The organism is Amycolatopsis sulphurea, assembly GCF_002564045.1.
Classification (GTDB): Bacteria; Actinomycetota; Actinomycetes; order Mycobacteriales; family Pseudonocardiaceae; genus Amycolatopsis; species Amycolatopsis sulphurea.
Map to the genome: position 1 here is coordinate 5,320,091 of NZ_PDJK01000002.1, position 15,302 is coordinate 5,335,392.

Annotated in this window: 17 protein-coding genes; 10 read left to right on the forward strand and 7 right to left on the reverse strand. The window is 70.3% G+C overall.

Annotation, left to right across the window (positions count from 1 at the left end; translation table 11 throughout):
- Positions 1-70 precede the first annotated feature (70 nt).
- Positions 71-436, reverse strand: a complete 366-nt coding sequence (locus tag ATK36_RS30280; RefSeq protein ID WP_098515297.1) for an RNA-binding S4 domain-containing protein — start codon at positions 434-436, stop codon at positions 71-73.
- A 984-nt stretch (positions 437-1,420) separates the two neighbouring features.
- On the opposite strand from ATK36_RS30280, the gene ATK36_RS30285 reads away from it, so the two are divergent.
- The 7 genes from ATK36_RS30285 to ATK36_RS30315 all read left to right on the forward strand — a co-directional run bounded on the left by ATK36_RS30285 (position 1,421) and on the right by ATK36_RS30315 (position 9,338).
- Positions 1,421-3,064 (forward strand): fatty acyl-AMP ligase, encoded by a 1,644-nt coding sequence (locus tag ATK36_RS30285; RefSeq protein ID WP_245915311.1) that lies wholly within the window; start codon positions 1,421-1,423, stop codon positions 3,062-3,064.
- Entirely contained in the window at positions 3,057-3,317 is a 261-nt protein-coding gene (locus tag ATK36_RS30290; RefSeq protein ID WP_098515299.1) for an acyl carrier protein, read from the forward strand. The genes ATK36_RS30285 and ATK36_RS30290 overlap by 8 nt, the downstream gene beginning before the upstream one ends.
- 13 nt (positions 3,318-3,330) lie before the next feature.
- The gene (locus tag ATK36_RS30295) at positions 3,331-3,648 is read left to right on the forward strand and encodes a type VII secretion target (RefSeq protein ID WP_098514555.1); all 318 of its coding nucleotides are present in this window, start codon (positions 3,331-3,333) and stop codon (positions 3,646-3,648) included.
- The gene (locus ATK36_RS30300) at positions 3,648-6,803 is read left to right on the forward strand and encodes a WXG100 family type VII secretion target (RefSeq protein WP_245915312.1); all 3,156 of its coding nucleotides are present in this window, start codon (positions 3,648-3,650) and stop codon (positions 6,801-6,803) included. Before ATK36_RS30295 ends, ATK36_RS30300 begins: the two co-directional genes overlap by 1 nt.
- 7 nt (positions 6,804-6,810) lie before the next feature.
- Positions 6,811-7,239 carry a hypothetical protein gene (locus ATK36_RS30305; protein ID WP_245915313.1) on the forward strand — a complete coding sequence of 143 codons (429 nt, stop codon included), beginning with the start codon at positions 6,811-6,813 and terminating at the stop codon, positions 7,237-7,239.
- 177 nt (positions 7,240-7,416) lie between these two features.
- Positions 7,417-8,745 (forward strand): PepSY-associated TM helix domain-containing protein, encoded by a 1,329-nt coding sequence (locus ATK36_RS30310; RefSeq protein ID WP_098514557.1) that lies wholly within the window; start codon positions 7,417-7,419, stop codon positions 8,743-8,745.
- Entirely contained in the window at positions 8,742-9,338 is a 597-nt protein-coding gene (locus ATK36_RS30315; protein ID WP_098514558.1) for a DUF5134 domain-containing protein, read from the forward strand. The genes ATK36_RS30310 and ATK36_RS30315 overlap by 4 nt, the downstream gene beginning before the upstream one ends.
- A 15-nt stretch (positions 9,339-9,353) precedes the next feature.
- Here ATK36_RS30315 and ATK36_RS30320 read toward each other — a convergent pair whose 3' ends face one another.
- On the reverse strand, positions 9,354-10,100 hold the full coding sequence (locus ATK36_RS30320; protein WP_098514559.1) for a zf-HC2 domain-containing protein: 747 nt from the start codon (positions 10,098-10,100) through the stop codon (positions 9,354-9,356).
- 98 nt (positions 10,101-10,198) lie between these two features.
- On the opposite strand from ATK36_RS30320, the gene ATK36_RS30325 reads away from it, so the two are divergent.
- Positions 10,199-10,768, forward strand: coding sequence for a sigma-70 family RNA polymerase sigma factor (locus tag ATK36_RS30325; RefSeq protein ID WP_387000496.1), 570 nt, complete (start codon positions 10,199-10,201; stop codon positions 10,766-10,768).
- A gap of 5 nt (positions 10,769-10,773) precedes the next feature.
- Here ATK36_RS30325 and ATK36_RS30330 read toward each other — a convergent pair whose 3' ends face one another.
- Entirely contained in the window at positions 10,774-10,980 is a 207-nt protein-coding gene (locus ATK36_RS30330) for a hypothetical protein (RefSeq protein WP_098514561.1), read from the reverse strand.
- 475 nt (positions 10,981-11,455) lie between these two features.
- Between ATK36_RS30330 and ATK36_RS30335 the strand changes: the two genes are divergently transcribed.
- Together ATK36_RS30335 and ATK36_RS30340 are read left to right on the forward strand one after the other, a co-directional pair.
- Entirely contained in the window at positions 11,456-11,707 is a 252-nt protein-coding gene (locus ATK36_RS30335) for a hypothetical protein (RefSeq protein WP_098514562.1), read from the forward strand.
- The gene (locus ATK36_RS30340; RefSeq protein ID WP_141544575.1) at positions 11,704-11,976 is read left to right on the forward strand and encodes a hypothetical protein; all 273 of its coding nucleotides are present in this window, start codon (positions 11,704-11,706) and stop codon (positions 11,974-11,976) included. Before ATK36_RS30335 ends, ATK36_RS30340 begins: the two co-directional genes overlap by 4 nt.
- 145 nt (positions 11,977-12,121) lie before the next feature.
- Here the strand turns inward: ATK36_RS30340 and ATK36_RS34060 are convergent, their stop codons facing one another.
- The 4 genes from ATK36_RS34060 to ATK36_RS30355 are packed head-to-tail and all read right to left on the reverse strand — an operon-like array spanning position 12,122 to position 15,061.
- Positions 12,122-13,312 carry an ASCH domain-containing protein gene (locus ATK36_RS34060; protein WP_245915314.1) on the reverse strand — a complete coding sequence of 397 codons (1,191 nt, stop codon included), beginning with the start codon at positions 13,310-13,312 and terminating at the stop codon, positions 12,122-12,124.
- 16 nt (positions 13,313-13,328) lie between these two features.
- Positions 13,329-13,601 carry a hypothetical protein gene (locus tag ATK36_RS32640; protein WP_170069640.1) on the reverse strand — a complete coding sequence of 91 codons (273 nt, stop codon included), beginning with the start codon at positions 13,599-13,601 and terminating at the stop codon, positions 13,329-13,331.
- A gap of 6 nt (positions 13,602-13,607) precedes the next feature.
- The gene (locus ATK36_RS30350) at positions 13,608-14,219 is read right to left on the reverse strand and encodes an AAA family ATPase (protein WP_170069969.1); all 612 of its coding nucleotides are present in this window, start codon (positions 14,217-14,219) and stop codon (positions 13,608-13,610) included.
- Positions 14,216-15,061, reverse strand: a complete 846-nt coding sequence (locus ATK36_RS30355; RefSeq protein WP_141544576.1) for a hypothetical protein — start codon at positions 15,059-15,061, stop codon at positions 14,216-14,218. The genes ATK36_RS30350 and ATK36_RS30355 overlap by 4 nt, the downstream gene beginning before the upstream one ends.
- Between the last annotated feature and the right edge of the window lie 241 nt (positions 15,062-15,302).

The window sequence follows — 15,302 nt, forward strand, 5'->3', positions numbered from 1 at the left end:
ACGGTGTTCCGTCCGCCCGGCGTTCGGCCGGTGTGCTCCGGCTGACCCGTCCACAGTGGACCGTTCGGGGTCAGCCGGATTGCTTGCGGAACTCGTCCAGGACGCGGCGTTCGCGCTTGGTCGGCCGCCCGGCGCCGCGTTCGCGGCGGGCCACCGGGATCGCCGCCTCCGGGGGCGGGGCGGGGGTGCGGTCGATCAGGCAGGTGGCCGCGATCGGCGCGCCGACCCGTTTCTGGATCACCTGCACCACCTCGACCACCCGGGTGGTCGTGCCGATCCGGGCGCGAACCCGGTCACCGGCGACCACGGTGGTCGCCGGTTTCGCCGGACGGTCGTTGACCCGGACGTGCCCGCCACGGCAGGCCGCCGCGGCGTCCGCGCGGGTCTTGGCCAGCCGGACCGCCCACAGCCAGCGGTCGATTCGGGTGGATTCCATGCCCACCATCATGGCCCGGGTGCCCATCCGCGCGCCGCCCGACTCGGTTCCGGTCGGGACCCAAAGCCGTGAAGGGGCCCTTCACGGACTCTGAGTCTGTGAAGGGCCCCTTCACAGACCTCCACACCGACTTTGCCGACACCCTGGACTCTGACCGTAAATAGGTACCAAATCACCCTTTTGGGGCGCGTGGTTCCTATGGGACTGCTGAGGCACTCCCTATTTGCACCCCGAACCAGGCGCCCCAGCGGGGCACAAAGTCTGAGTCCGTGAAGGGCCCCTTCACAGACGTGCGCCGAGGGTAACGGCGGGTGCGAGGCCGGTGCGGAACGGCGGGCCACAGGAGACTCCACGGGTGGCGGTGCAGCCCTGCCGGGCGCAAGGCCGTGGGCGGGCCGACGCCGACGGCGCACCGAACCGGGGAAGCCCGGCCGGGATGGACCTGTGCGGAGCGGGCCGGGTGGCGGGCAGGCCCCCTGCGCCGACCCGCCACCCGGTGGTCCCCTCGTCCCCCGACGAACGAGGGGACCGTGGCTCCCGTGAACGGAACCCGGCACCGCGGCGGCCGTGACGCAGCTCCTGTCGAAACTCGCCCATTCGGGTGACCCCGCCCTGCATGTGGGGGTGTATTGGGTTGCCGAGAGCCGCGAGGCGGTGTGACCACAGCGCTCGCACGGACGTGCCTGCACCAGCCGCGGGGCACGCTGTGCCGCGGGCGTGACGGGGTCCCACGCCATGCGACCGGAACGACCCCGCCTCCGCCGCGCACCAGCCACGCGGGTGTGCCGGCCCGCCGCCCGACCTGTCCGAAATGGACAGAGATCCACGCGGGGATCTGCCGCCAGTGGAAGCCGTTCGGGCGGCAGCCGCGCCTGGCCACACGGTCCGCCCGGGCGGTAGTGTTGATCACCTATCGTGGCCGGCCGGGTGGGGGAGCGCCGGGCGGAGCGCGTCCGTATCTGCTCCCGGTCCGGAGTGAGGCCGTTGCGCACTTCACCGTCCGATCAGGGCACGGTGCCGGACGACGTGCTGCGCGTCTCGCTCGTGGAACGGCTCTTCGCCCGGGCCGATGACGAACGGCCCGCCTACACCCACCAGGACCACCTCGCCGCCATCGAGGACACGGTGAGCTGGGCCGAGCTGGTTCACCGTGCCGGTGTGGTGGCCGCGCACCTGCGCGCGGCCGCGCGTCCCGGGGACCGGATCGCGATCGTCGCCGCGCAGGAGATCGCCTATCCGGTCGCGTTCTTCGGGGTGCTGGCCGCCGGGATGACCGCGGTGCCGCTGATGGACCCGGCCGGGAGCGGGCTCGGCCGGCGGCTCGCCGTGATCCTGGACGACTGCGCCGCCACGCTCGTGCTGACCTCGCGCCGCGCGGTGGACCGGGTGCGCGGGTTCGTGCCCGCGGACCGGCTCGTGATCGTCGACGAGCTCACCGGGGCCCCGGCGGAACCGGTGCGGCCCGGGCCGGAGGATCCGGCGTATCTGCAGTACACCTCCGGGTCCACCCGCGACCCGGCCGGGGTGGTGATCCCGCATCGGGCGGTGGCCGCGGCCTGCTGGCAGGCGAGTCTCGCCTACGAGGTCGGCCCGGAAACCACCTGCGCCGGCTGGATCCCGTTCTTCCACGACATGGGGCTGATCCAGCTGCTGTGCCTGCCCGCGTTCGCCGGCTGCCGGTCGGTGTTCATGGCCCCGCTGGAATTCGTGCACCGCCCGCAGCGCTGGCTGCGGCAGCTGGCCGGATATCCGGAAGTGTTCACCGCGGCGCCGAATTTCGCGTTCGACCTTGCCGCCGCGGAGCCCCTGCCGGAAGGTCTGGACCTCTCCGGTGTGCGCGTCGCGCTGAACGGGAGCGAGCCGGTGCGCCCGTCGACCGTCGCCCGGTTCCAGGAGGTGTTCGGCCCGCTCGGGTTCCGCCGCGAGGCGCACCGGCCTTCCTACGGGCTGGCCGAGGCCACCGTCTACGTCACCAGCGCCGGGCCGGAGGGGCCGGTGAGCGCCACCTTCGATCGTGCGAAGCTCGCCGCGGGGAAGGCCGTGGAAACCGAAGGTGGGCAAGAAATCGTGTCCGTCGGACGGCCGATCGGGCAGCGGGTGCGCACGGTGGCCGAGGGCCGGGTGCTCCCGGACGGCGTGGTCGGCGAGGTCTGGGTGCACGGCCCGCACGTGGGCACCGGGTACTGGGCCCGCGCGGACGACACGTTCGACGCCTGGCTCGAAGGGCACGGCGGCTGGTTGCGCACTGGTGATCTCGGCGTGTGGCACCGGGGTGAGCTGTACCTGACCGGGCGGCTGAAGGACCTGATCGTGGTGGACGGCCGGAACTACCACCCGCAGGATCTGGAGGCGACCGCCGAACAGGCCCATCCGGCGCTGCGGAGGGGCCGCGTTGCCGCGTTCGCGGTCACCGGCGAAGCGGGCGAGGGCGCGGTGGTGGCGGCCGAATGGACCGGCGAGGCGGACCCGGTCGCGGTACGCCGGGCGATATTGCGCGCGGTGTCCGCCGAATACGGCCTGACGCTGCGTGCGGTCCGGCTGGTCGAGCGGGGTGGTCTCCCGCGCACTTCGAGCGGCAAAGTCGCGCGGGCCGCCGCGCGGGCGCGGTACGGTGGCGGCCGTGGTTGATCTTTGTGCCGACGTCGTGAAGATCGTGTGCGGCACGTTCCTGCTCGACCCCGCGGACGTGCACGAGGACAGCCTGCTGGAGGAGCTGGGCGTGGACTCCAAGGGCCGGGTCCGGCTGCTGGCCGCGCTCGAGGTCCACCACGAGGTGACCATCGGCCTGGAGCGGCTCGACCGGTTCACCGACATCGCCGCCGTGGCGGGGGTACTCGCGGACGCCTTGAACGAACGGACCGGCGCCGGCCGGGCCAGCTAGGAGAGCAGCGCAGATGAGCGGCAACGGGGGATACACCGCCTCCACCCAGGCAATGAGTGACGCGTCGAAGAAGCTCACCCGGTACGCCCAGGACCTTCTCGACGGCAACCCGGACCTGGCCACGCCCGCCGTGGCGGAGAAGGACTTCGGGAACGCGCACACCGCGCACGCCAAGCAGTATCTCGACGGGGCCAAGAATCTCTCCGAAGCGGTCACCGGCTACCAGGCGAAGCTCGCCGAACTCGGCACGAAGCTCACCTCGGGCGCGAAGGCCTACGACGACAACGAATACGACCAGAGCGGCCAGATCGACCAGGCGGGGACCCTCTGATGGCGCAGCCCTCGTGGGAGGACATCAAGAAGGTCCTCGACGACCCCGCCGTCCCGCACGATCAGAAGAGCAAGCTGATGTCGGCGTGCATGTTCAACGGGATGGCCATCCCGAAGGAGGACGCCGCCAAATACAGCCACGCCTATGTCTCCAACAAGGAGATCAACTACGCGTTCGGCCCGCCGTCGATCGAGGACACCTACAACGAGGCCAAGCAGGCCGGCGATCAGGCGTCCTACAACGACGACGAGCACAAGAAGGCCGTCGACGAGGGCAAGAAGAAGCTCGACGAGAAGAAGCCGCCCGCCCCCGACGACACCAGTGGCACGAAGACCTCCGACGAGCTGCTGGACACCGCCAAGCCCGCGCTGAAGCTGTTCGAGACCTTCGGTTCGCTGTTCAAGGATCTGCCCGACGATTGCAAGGGCAACACCACCGAACTGAAGATGGACGAGATCACCAAACGCTTCGACGAGCAGCGCGCGATCTCCTTCGAGCACTTCATGAAGGACGCCACGCACTTCAAGACCGGCGCGGACACCGTCGACCAGGCCATCAAGGACACCGGCTCGACGCTGACCACGTTGATGCAGACCTGGAAGGGCGCGGCCGCCGACGCGGCGTGGGACCACTACAACGACGATCTGGTGCCCAAGGCGACCAAGCTGCAGCAGTCGCTCGGCAGCGCCGCCGAGGCCACCAAGACCACCGCGGCCACGGTCTACTCCCTGGTCCAGACCAAGGCGCGGCAGATCATCGAGCTGTACAACAAGAACCTGCTGGTGGCCTGCGCGGACTTCCCGATGGCCAAGCTGGTCGTGAAGGTGGCCAAGGGCAGCGACGTCAGCGACGACGATCTGGCCGCCATCGCGGGCTGGATGGACGCGAACTTCCACACGAACCTCTATCAGACGCTCAACGATCGCGGCTGCTGCGACAAGACGGACATGAAGAAGGAAGGCCAGAAACTCGCCAAGCAGTGGATCCAGCAGCACTTCAACCCGGTGATGTGGGACCGGATCTATCAGCAGGGTTTCGTCAAGAGCTGCGACGACGCCAAGGAGTTCACCGACAAGGCCTATGACGAGCTGGACAAGGTCATGGGCAAGGTGAAGAACGAGTTCGGCAAGGTGGGGGACCACGGCGGCGCGGGCGGGACGGGTGGTTCCGGTGGCGGCCGCGGCGGTGGCGGCTACGGGGGCGGCGGTTATGGCGGTGGCGGTTATGGGGGTGGGCACGGCGGCGGTCGCAACGGCGGCCCGGGGGGCCAGTACGCCGGGCCCGGTGGTCCGAACGACCCCGGCGGCGGTCAAGGCGGCGGGGTGCCGGACACGAATCTGCCCAGTGGGGGCACGGGTGGCGGGTCCGGAAGTGGCGGTACGAGTGGTGGTTCCGGTGGTGGTGCGCCGCCGCCGACCCCGCCGCCGGTTCCGGATATCGATCTGCCGCAAGGGAATACGCCCGGTGGGTCCGGTCCCGGTGCCGGTGGGGGCGCGCCTCCGCCTGTGCCGGATACGAACCTGCCTGGCGGGGGTACCGGTGGTTCCGGTGGTGGTGCGCCGATTCCTCCGCCCGTGCCGGACACGGATCTGCCGCCGGGCGGCTCACCGGGTGGCGGTACGGGTGGTGGCCCGCCGATCCCGCCGCCGGTCCCGGACACGAATCTGCCCCCGGGCGACGACCCGGCCGGGCAGGGCGGCGACCATCCCGGTGACGACAAGGGCGGCGGTGGCAAGGACGACGGCAAGCCGGGCGAGGACGGCGGTGGTGGTTCCAGCGGTGGCGACCCCACCGGCGAGCACGGCGGCGAGGATGGCGAGGGCGGCGAGGAAGACCAGGAGACGCTGAAGGTCGAGCAGAACGGCAAGACCTTCGAGATGACCGAGCCCGGCGAGGACGGGCGGATGGACATCAAGGTCGGCGACGGTGAGGGTGATCCGAAGGACTTCACCCTCGACTGGTCGTCCGGGGACGAGAACGGCGACGGCTCCGGGGACGAGAACGGCTCCGGGGACGGGACCGGCGGCGGCCAGGATGGCGGTCACGGTGGCGGGGACGGCCCGGACGGCGGGCACACTTACCGCCCCGGCCCGGACGGCAAGATCCACATTCAGGACGGCGACCTCAAGATCACCGCGGAACGCCCGGACGGTCCGGACGGCCCGACCAAGGTCACGGTCGACGACGGCAGCGGCAACCCGACCACCTACACCCTCGGCGAGCACCACTCGGCACACGATGGCTCCCACCCGGGAGACACCGGCCCGGCACACGACGGGTCCCCCAAGCACGACGAGCCCTCGAAACACGACGAGCCCTCGAAACAGGGCGGCACCGGCACCGGCCCGTCGCACGAGGGGAAGCCGGGGGACACGTCTCCTTCGCCGGTGGGCGGCGCGAGGGGCATCCCGGAGCCGGTGGACACCACGCCCTTGGCGGACGATCCGCGTCTGCGGCCGTTCGACGGCACCCGGATGCCGGATCCGGCCGATGATCCGTCGCCGGCGCATCCGGTGGAGCACGGCGTGCCCACCGGTGGCACCGGGCACGGGCCGGGCCTTGGGGACACGCCGCTGGAGCACGGATCTCCCGCTGGTGGCACTCTGCCGGATCATGGGTCTCCCGCCGGTGGCACTCTGCCGGAACACGGGTCTCCCGCCGGTGGCACCTTGCCGGGGCACGGGCCGAGTCTCGGGGATACGCCGCTGCAGCACGGGTCTCCTGCCGGTGGCACCCCACCGGAACGCGGGACTCCGCTCGGCGACACGCCCTCGTCGGCCGGGCCGCACCATGCCGGTGCACCAGGCGTGGCGCCGACCGATACGCACCTCGCCGGTGCGCCGACCGGACACCAGCTGGGCGCGCCGACGATGAGCGGCGGGCTGCCCGGTGTACCGGACAGCGGGACACCGGAGACCGGCCCACAGCAGCCCGGGGCCACCCCACCCGGCCACCCGATGGGTGGCGGGATGCCGATGGGCGGCTCCGGCGGTGGTGGAGGCGGTGGTGGCGGCGGCGAGGACCACGACCGCAGCCGCACCTACCGGGTGGAGGGCAACGGCCTGTTCGAATCGAGCGTTGCCTCGGGCCAGCGGATCACCGGTTCGCTCGATGACGACGACGATCTGTCCCCGGTTCACCGGGCGCGGAAGTGAGGACACAGTGGACGAACTCGAAGGCCTGAGGACCCGGCTGGCCGCTCTCGTCCGGGAGCAGTCCGACCGCGCGACGCTGCGTGAACAGCACACCGACGAGGTCAAGGCGCAGGGGCTCGCGTTCATGACGAAGCAGGCCAAGGCCGCCGAACGCTACGTCATGTACCGCCGCGAGCTGGGCAAGCGCGAGGACGAGAAGGGCCGGGTACAGCCGGAGGAGGTGCGGGAGTTCGACTTCGAGCCCGAAGCCCACCAGGCCGAGAACGGTTCGCAGGGGCTGGACTTCGAGTCCTCGCCTCCGTCCGGCCGTCGCCCGGAGCCGGCTCCGGGCGTATCGCCGTTTCGCGCCGAGCGCCCCGCCCGGCGGGCCCGGATGAGTTCGGACGAGATGGACGACGAGGACGACGCCTTCATGAACAACCGCTGGCGAGGCTGACGCGGCGGCGAGGAACCGGGCCGCGCTGCCCGGTTCCTCGGAGGCGGGTGGGCACTGTCCTTTGTGGATACTGGGTACCGGGGATCGCCCGCGGTGACCGCCGTCACGAAAGACCGGGGAACCGGCCACCCCCGCGCTTCGACTCCTGGGAAGGCGGAATCTGCGGGAGGAGCGCCTATGTCACTGCCGACTTCAGAGCCGGCTGCCTCGAATCTCACCCCGGACCCGGAGCCACCCCGCGCGAACTGGGCGGCGATCCGGCCATTACTGCTGCGGCTGCACTTCTACGCCGGCGTGTTCGTCGGGCCGTTCCTGCTGATCGCGGCGGTGACCGGGCTCGCCTACATCTGGACTCCGCAGGTGGAGCAGGCGGTCTACGCCCGCGAGCTGCACGTGCCGGCGGCCGCCAGTGCGATACCGCTCGACCGGCAGATCGCGATCGCGCGCGCCGAGGTGCCGGACGGCAAGCTGGCCCGGGTACGCCCGGCGCCGTCCGCGACCGACACGACACAGGTCGTCTTCGATCGGCCGGCGCTCGAGCCGAGTTACCACTACACGGTGTTCGTCGATCCCCACACCGGCGAGGTGCGGGGTGCGCTGGAGACCTACGGATCCGGCCAGGCACTGCCGATCCGCGGGTGGATCGACACCCTGCATCGCAACCTCCAACTGGGCGATTTCGGCCGCCTGTATAGCGAATTGGCGGCGAGCTGGCTGTGGGTGGTGGTGCTCGCGGGGCTCGCGTTGTGGTTCGGCAGGCGCCGGTCGGTCCGGCGTGCGCGCGGGCGGCGGCGGTTGCTGTCCTGGCACGGTACCGCCGGGCTGTGGACCGCGGCCGCGCTGCTGTTCCTGTCCGCCACCGGGCTCACCTGGTCGCTGCACGCGGGGGCGAACATCACCGACCTGCGGTCCGCGTGGGACTGGACCACTCCGTCGGTGACCGCGAGCGCGCCGGCTACTCCGGGCGACGTCGGGTGGCAGTCGGTGCGGGAGGCCACGGTGCGCGCGGGGCTGGCGGACCCGGTGCAGATCACTCCGCCGGCCAAGCCCGGCGACAACTACGTCGTGGCGCAGGTCGGGCGGAGCTGGCCGGAGAAACAGGACTCGATGACCGTCGACCCGGGCACCGGGCAGGTCGCCGGGACGCTGCGATTCGCCGATTATCCGCTCGCCGCGAAGCTGAGCCGTTGGGGCATCGACGCGCATATGGGTCTGTTGTTCGGAGTGGCCAACCAGATCGTGCTCACCGTGGTCGGGGTGGCGCTGATCTGCCTGGTGGTCTGGGGATACCGGATGTGGTGGCTGCGCAGGCCTGTCCGGGACGCTGCGGGGTTGCCCCGCCCACCGGCGCGCGGGGCCTGGCGGCGGATCCCCGGCCGGGTGCTCGCGCCGGTGCTGCTCGGGATGGCGGTGCTCGGGTGGTTCCTGCCGGTGTTCGGGGTTTCGCTGCTCGCCTTCCTCGCCGTGGACGTGCTGCTGGGCCTGCGCCGGGAGGTGACCCGGTGATCACGGACTCCGGATTACGCTGGATCCTCACGCTCGTTTTCGCCATGGCTGCGGCATTCTGCCTGTATCGCTGCGTGCGCCGGGCACAGTTCACCGGCTCGGTTTCGGAAGTACTGCACACGCTGATGTGTGCGGGCATGGTCAGCATGGCGTGGCCGGCGACGATGAGTTTCGCGCGGCTGCCGCAGATCATTCTCTTCGCCGCGGCGGCGGTGTGGTTCGCGGTGACGGCCCGTGGGCACGGCTGGTTCGCCTGGACGCATCACACGCTGATGATGGCCGGCATGGCGTGGATGGTCTTCGCGATGCCATCGGCGATGGCGGGGATGACCATGACGATGACCGGCGGTGAGCACGCCGCGATGGGCCACGCCGGTATGGACCACGCCGGAATGACCATGAACCGGCCGACGCATGTGGTGATCGTCGCGGTCGTGCTGACGGTGTTCTTCGTGGTGGCCGGGCTGGTCTGGCTGTCTCGCGCGATCGATGCGGCCCGGGGTGAGCGGCGGCCCGGCCAGCGCACGACGGGGCTCGCGATGGAAGGCGTGATGAGCCTCGGGATGGGCGTGATGACGCTCGCGATGATCTGACCGCGCGGCGCCGGGTCAAGCGGCCCGGCGCCGTCCGGTGGGCCGTTGCGCCGTACGCCCGCGCTTTCCCTGCGGACGGACCAGCCCGAGTGCACCTCGTTGCTGCACCGAGGTTTCCTCGCCGGTGTCCACCGCGTCGGTGAGATCCGGACCCGGCTGGTGTTGCGCGCGATGCTGGCGGTGCACGGCGAACAGCAGCATCAGCCCGAGCACCAGGAAGGTGTGGGACAGCACCCTCGCGGCGGTGACGCGATCACCGATCAGGTCGCCGGTCGTGAGCACGCCCAGTACGACCACGAACCCGGTGATCATCGGTAACAGCCCGGAGGCGGCACGCGTGCGCAGCGCCGCCCACAGCAGGCCGACGCCGACCGCCAGGTTCCACGCCGCGCTCTCGTTGAGCAGGTGCCCTTCCATGACCCCGCCGTGCGCGTCGTGCATGCCGGTGTCCATACCCAGCAGTTGCGCGAAGGCCAGCCCGCACTGCACCAGCCCGACCAGCGCGAGCGCGACCCGCAGCCCCCACTTCTCCCGCGGCGGGGGCGGGGTCTCCGCCATGATCCGCGCGGTCAGATCGGGGACCGCGGGTGCGGCGCGCACCAGCATCGACCGGCGGAGCGAGGCGCTGCGCTCGTACCAGCTCCGGCACGCGGCGCAGGTTTCGAGGTGCGCGTCGACCTCGTCCTCGGGCACCGGCCCGGCCTCGCCGTCCAGCCGTGCCGAAAGGGCTTCACGGAAGATTTCACAGCTCACGTTCTCCATAGTCGCCGGTACCCCGGCGCGAGTTCCCGGTGTCCGGGAACTTTCTCGCCGCGCGCCCGGGAACTGCCGGTGATCCGCCATGTACTAGCGTGATGCGGGTGTCCATCGGCCGTGGCAGCGACGACGAGCGGATCACCGCGCTCGCACTCGCTGGTGGCCGCGGGGATCGGGCCGCGCTGGAACGCTGGGTCCGCGAGACCCAGGCGGATGTGTGGCGGTTCCTCGCCCACCGCACCAGCCCGGCCGAGGCCGACGACCTGACCCAGGAGACGTACCTGCGGGCGTTCGGTTCGCTGCCCCGGTTCGCCGCCCGGTCCTCGTCACGGACCTGGCTGCTGTCGATCGCCCGGCGCGTGGTCGTGGACCGGATCCGCGCGCGCTCGGCGCGGCCGCGCGAATCGGCCACCGCGGACTGGCAGCACGCCGCCGAGGAGCAGTCCGCACGCAGCCGGGCGGCGGGGTTCGAGGACCTGATCGAGCTCGGCCTGCTGCTGGCCGGGCTCGACGACGACCGGCGGGAAGCGCTGGTGCTGACGCAGTTTCTCGGCCTGTCCTACGCCGAGGCCGCCGAGGTGTCCGGCTGCCCGGTCGGCACCGTCCGCTCGCGGGTCTCCCGCGCGCGCGAAGATCTGCTGCGCGCGCAGGAGGAAACCGACAGCGCGATGTGAACGGCTCAGGCCAGCACGCTGTCGAGCGCGCCTGCCTTCACGTCGTCGACGAGGACGCGGAGCTGGGCGACGCTCATCTCCACCCGCTGCCCGAAGTCATCGGTGAGCACCACGCGGCGCTCCGGCGGCGCGGATTCGGCGAGGTGCAGCTCTGGGCAGCCGCAGTCGCAGTTGCCGCAGAAAGTCGCGATGTGACGCAGGTTCTCGGGCATGGGGCGCTCCTGGTTGTTCACTGATCGATCGTCATCGCAGAAGTCGGGACATCCCGGCCCGCGGTTCCCGGCTCACCCGATCCGGTATCCCGGGTGTATAACGCCCTATACCGACCCTGGTATCGCGACCTGGTGTTTCACTGGTCGATTTGCCACGCAACCCCATCACAGCCGTGGATCAGTCGTGGCTCAGGAGTGGGGGTGGTTTTCCCTCATTTCCCCCGGCGTAGCCGGGCCTCCGGGCGCGGTCGTGACCGAGTTGGCGGTGCCTGCGCGAACGGCCGGCGAACCGCTCAGCAGGCGTGCCCGCCGACGAGGCGGGCGACCTGGTCGACCCGTTGTAGACGACGGTAGACGGCAAACCCCTGTTGATCGTGCCTGCCGTTCCGATGGTGGAGGGAACGGAACCGGTGATCGCGGCCCCCGACCGGTCGCCGGTTCCGTGATCCAACGCCAGCGGAAGGGACGGTCAGCGGTGACGGCAGACGAGCAGACGCGGCACACGGCGCTCTCGCGCCTGGTGTTGTGCGGGTGGGAGGGGACACCGATTGGTGACCCTAGCGACCCGGCGGCGCTGATCTATGTCCGCGAGCGTGGCGCCGTCTCGGACGCCGCGTGTGTCCAGTCCTACAACGACGCGGTAGCCACCCGCGAGGTTCGGGGCACCACGACGCGCGCGGGCAACGGGACGGTAGCCGACGTGGTGCACGAGGTCTTGTCGTGGTGACCCCGCGCGATGATGAGCGGATCACGGTTGAGGTCACGCAGGAAAGCTCTTCGCGGTCGGTGATCTACCGGGGGCAGCTTCCGGCGCTGATTATCGGCGACGGCACCGACGAGGTTGTGTTACTGGCCGGTCCCAAATTTCAGGATGCCTCGCTCGCGAAAGAATTTGCTATCGCGCTCGCGCACAACGCGCTGACCTTCTCCGGGGCAGGTAACCGCAGGATGCAGGATTTCCAGATCTGGCCTGGCGACGACCCGGAAACGGAATAAGGGGTGAACGTGGATATTTTCGAAGCCACCGGATTCGGTCATCATGCAGCCGGGAAGCGCGTGCAATCTGGACTGCGTTCACTAGGCAAGCCGGGTGTCGGAACCGGGGTTGTCGGATCGCGTTGACCGTTCTGGGAGATCGCGGTCAGGATGTCCGGGGCGGGCCGAGGAGCTCGATGCCGATGGCGACAACGCCGAGGGCTTCGCGCTCGGGGGGATAGATCTGGCGGATGTTCGCGAGCTGGTCCTCGCGGGTGGCCAGCGGGTTGACCGAAGCGACGGTCTCGTGGGCGAACATGTCGTCAAAGGTGGCGTAGCGGGCGATGCGCGTGACGCGGGTGAGGATTTCGTCCCCCTGGCAGCGGAACCGGATCAGCGAGCCTTCCTTGATCTTTTTGCGGCTGGAGTCGTTGACCCGGATCTCGGTGGTCTTGCGGCCGGCGGCGATGAGGTCGAAGTAGCGCTTGTAGATGCCCATTTCGTGGGCGCGCACCAGGGGCTCGGTGGGGCGTGCGGTCATGAGCCTGCCTAGTTCCTTGACGGTGAACGAGCGGAAGAAGTGCTTGGGGTCAGTGAGCAGTTCGCCGACCAGCCAGACCAGCGCGTCGACGTAGTTGTCGACGTCGGCGGGCCAGGCGGTGGTGTCGAGCATCCAGGGCTCGACATCGGCGGGCAGGACGTCCTTGCCGTGCTCGCGTAACAACGACTTGGACAGTTTCGCCCCGGTCGGGGCCAGCACCTGGGGCGTGAAGATCCTCGATGGCATCCGCGCCGGCGGCGTGTCCAGGGCGCCGAGGGCGCCGTCGACGAGCTGGCAGCCGAAAGTCCAGTCGCCGCCTTTCATCATCACGTGCAGCGTGCGCTCGTCACGGCCCAGCGCGCGTTCCTTGACCAGGTTCCGATAGAGCGTGGCCAGGTCCAGGTAAGGTTGATCGTCTTCGGGGTCAATGTGTGCCTCGTAAGGGCCGTGGTCGAAGCAAGCGGCGGTGGAGGTGGCGCCGTCCTCGTCGAGGTGGGCGAGTTTGGTGCGGTCGGCGCGTTTCTCCGCCCAGCCGCAGTCCGGGCAGGGAATCCTGATGTGGACGACGCCGTGGCTGGGCGCCATCCACCAGCGGATGTCTTCCAAGTGTTCAAGGGTGCGCAGGAACTCGGCTCGGAAGCCGGGGCCGGCTTGCTGGTCGGCGTAGGTCTCCACCGCATAGTCGGTGTCGGTGGCTTCGGACAGTGAGTCGAAGAACGCCCGGTAGTAGCGCTCGATCAGCTCGCCGACGCCGTCCTTGCTCAGGGCGTGGTAGTAGGTCTGCTGGTAGGCGCTGTGTGTTTCCGGGTCGAGCACCACGTCATAGGGCGCGTTATCGAGCGCGCCGAACCGGACGATGGTGTCGATGGAGAACTCCCGCCGGGCGATCTTGGCGAGCAGAAACGCCCGCCGTGGTCTGGACCAGGTTCGTCCCGAGGTGCGGGGCGCCGTTGATCTGGGTGCCGACCACGAACTCGATCCGCGCCGGCCGCGCGGCCAGCACTTCGGGGCGCAGGATGTCGATCGAGCGCAGCAGTGCGTTGGCCAGCACGCTGTTCGGCGAGAGCAGCAGCCCGGATGTTTCTGGTTTTCCGTTGCGGGACAATGCGGTTCACGCTCCTCGGCTGGGTTTGGGCAGGCGCAGGTTGGAGCAGATGAAGTCCAGCCGGGCGGCTGCGGCGTCGGGGGCGACGAACACCGGTTCGTAGCCGGCGTCGTAGTAGCCCTGCACGATCAGTTCGTGCACTCGGCGGATCTCGCGGTCCTTGGCCCAGACGATGTCGTCAGGGTCCTCGAAGGTGTCCAGCGGGCCGAGTACGAAGATCGCGTCGTAGCGATAGAGCCGGGTGGCCTCCTCCAGTTCGGCGGTGGGGCGCAGCCCGAAGAACGCGTCCCAGCCGTAACCGTCGGGGATGCCGCGGTTGTAGAACCTGATCCCGTGCTTGTGCGCGGTGTATTCGGCGACGAACGCCTCCAGTACCTCGAGCGAGTAGTCGCGCCGGTCTTCCCGAAGCAGGTGCCGGCCGAGCCGTTCCCGGTGCTTGCGGTAGATCTCCCGGCCCGGTTCCTCGGCCATGCAGGGAATCCCGGCGGCGTGGATCGCCGTGATCAGGTCGTCCTTGCCCGACGAGGGGCCGCCGATGATGACGTAACGGCGCGGGTCACCGCCTGCTGCAGCCTGAAGGGCGGCGGTCAGGGCGGGGTTGGTGGTTGTGCTGGTCACGACGCTGATCCGTTCTCCTGCTCGATGCTCTCGATACTGCTGTCGGGGGATGCGGGGCGGGCGAAGAACCCCTCGACCCAGGCGTTGCCCAGCCCGGTCTCACCGTGGAGGGCGGCGACAAACTGCTCGCGGCTGGCGCCGCCGGCGGCCGCCTCGGTGAGCCGGGACGTCTGCGCCGCGGTCAGAGCCGGGGTCCAGCCGGCGAGGGCGACCAGCTCGTCGGGGCCGGTGTCGCCGCCGGGGGCGAACGCCGTGGTGTAGCTGATCGCCTCGGCGCGGGCGGCGGCCCACCGCCAGGCCGCGGTCACCGCGGTGGTGGTGATGTCCACCCGGCCGGCCTCCAGGCTGATCACCCGCTCGACGGCCAGCAGTTCGGCGCGGGCGGCGTAGAGGGCCGACCACAACCTGCTCAGCTGCTCCTCGTGCTCGGCGACCTCCCAGGCGAACGGGTCCGCCGGAACCGGCTGCCGCGTCGTGGCCGGGGCCAGCCGCGGCGCGATCATCGCCAAGCGGGTGAACCGGTCCGCGTCTGCCAGCAGCTCCCAAGCGACCTTCTCGACCAGCTTCGGCTCGACCCGCTTGCGGAAGTGATGGACCTCGTGCCCGGCGGCCGCGGCGGCGAGTTCGCGGCGGACGGTGAGGTTCTGCCCCGGCTCGGCCGGCGGCAGCCCGAACAACGCCCGCGCCGCCGGCGCGTAACGGGCATCGTCGAACCGAGCCAGCAGCCCCCGCAGGGTGCCATCCAGCGCCGCCGTGCAGCTGGCTCCGTCGGCGGGGTCCACCGCCCTGGCGACGATACCGTGCAGGTCGAGCAGGGCCGTGTCCGCGCTGGCCGGGGTCACCGGCAAGCCGCGCCGTAGAAGCCGCTGCAAGCCAGCAACTACGTCATCCCTTGCTGGGCTTTTTCTGGGCATGCCCGTAGTGAAGCACAATGCCCAGAAAAAGCCCAGTGATGCGCCTGGGTTTACGCTCATGAGCGGGTGGGCTCGGCAGGCTACTCGGCCGGTTCCCGGATCCGGCGCTGGCCATCGACGTCACCGAGGTGCGCTGGCAGCGCGGCCGCCGTCAGCGTGGCCCGGTTCG

What these genes read in the sequence shown, in the direction of transcription:
- ATK36_RS30280 (WP_098515297.1), bottom strand. Translation starts at nt 436, where the DNA reads ATGGAATCCACCCGAATCGACCGCTGGCTGTGGGCGGTCCGGCTGGCC.
- ATK36_RS30295 (WP_098514555.1), top strand. Translation starts at nt 3,331, where the DNA reads ATGAGCGGCAACGGGGGATACACCGCCTCCACCCAGGCAATGAGTGAC.
- ATK36_RS30300 (WP_245915312.1), top strand. Translation starts at nt 3,648, where the DNA reads ATGGCGCAGCCCTCGTGGGAGGACATCAAGAAGGTCCTCGACGACCCC.
- ATK36_RS30310 (WP_098514557.1), top strand. Translation starts at nt 7,417, where the DNA reads ATGTCACTGCCGACTTCAGAGCCGGCTGCCTCGAATCTCACCCCGGAC.
- ATK36_RS30320 (WP_098514559.1), bottom strand. Translation starts at nt 10,100, where the DNA reads ATGGAGAACGTGAGCTGTGAAATCTTCCGTGAAGCCCTTTCGGCACGG.
- ATK36_RS30330 (WP_098514561.1), bottom strand. Translation starts at nt 10,980, where the DNA reads ATGCCCGAGAACCTGCGTCACATCGCGACTTTCTGCGGCAACTGCGAC.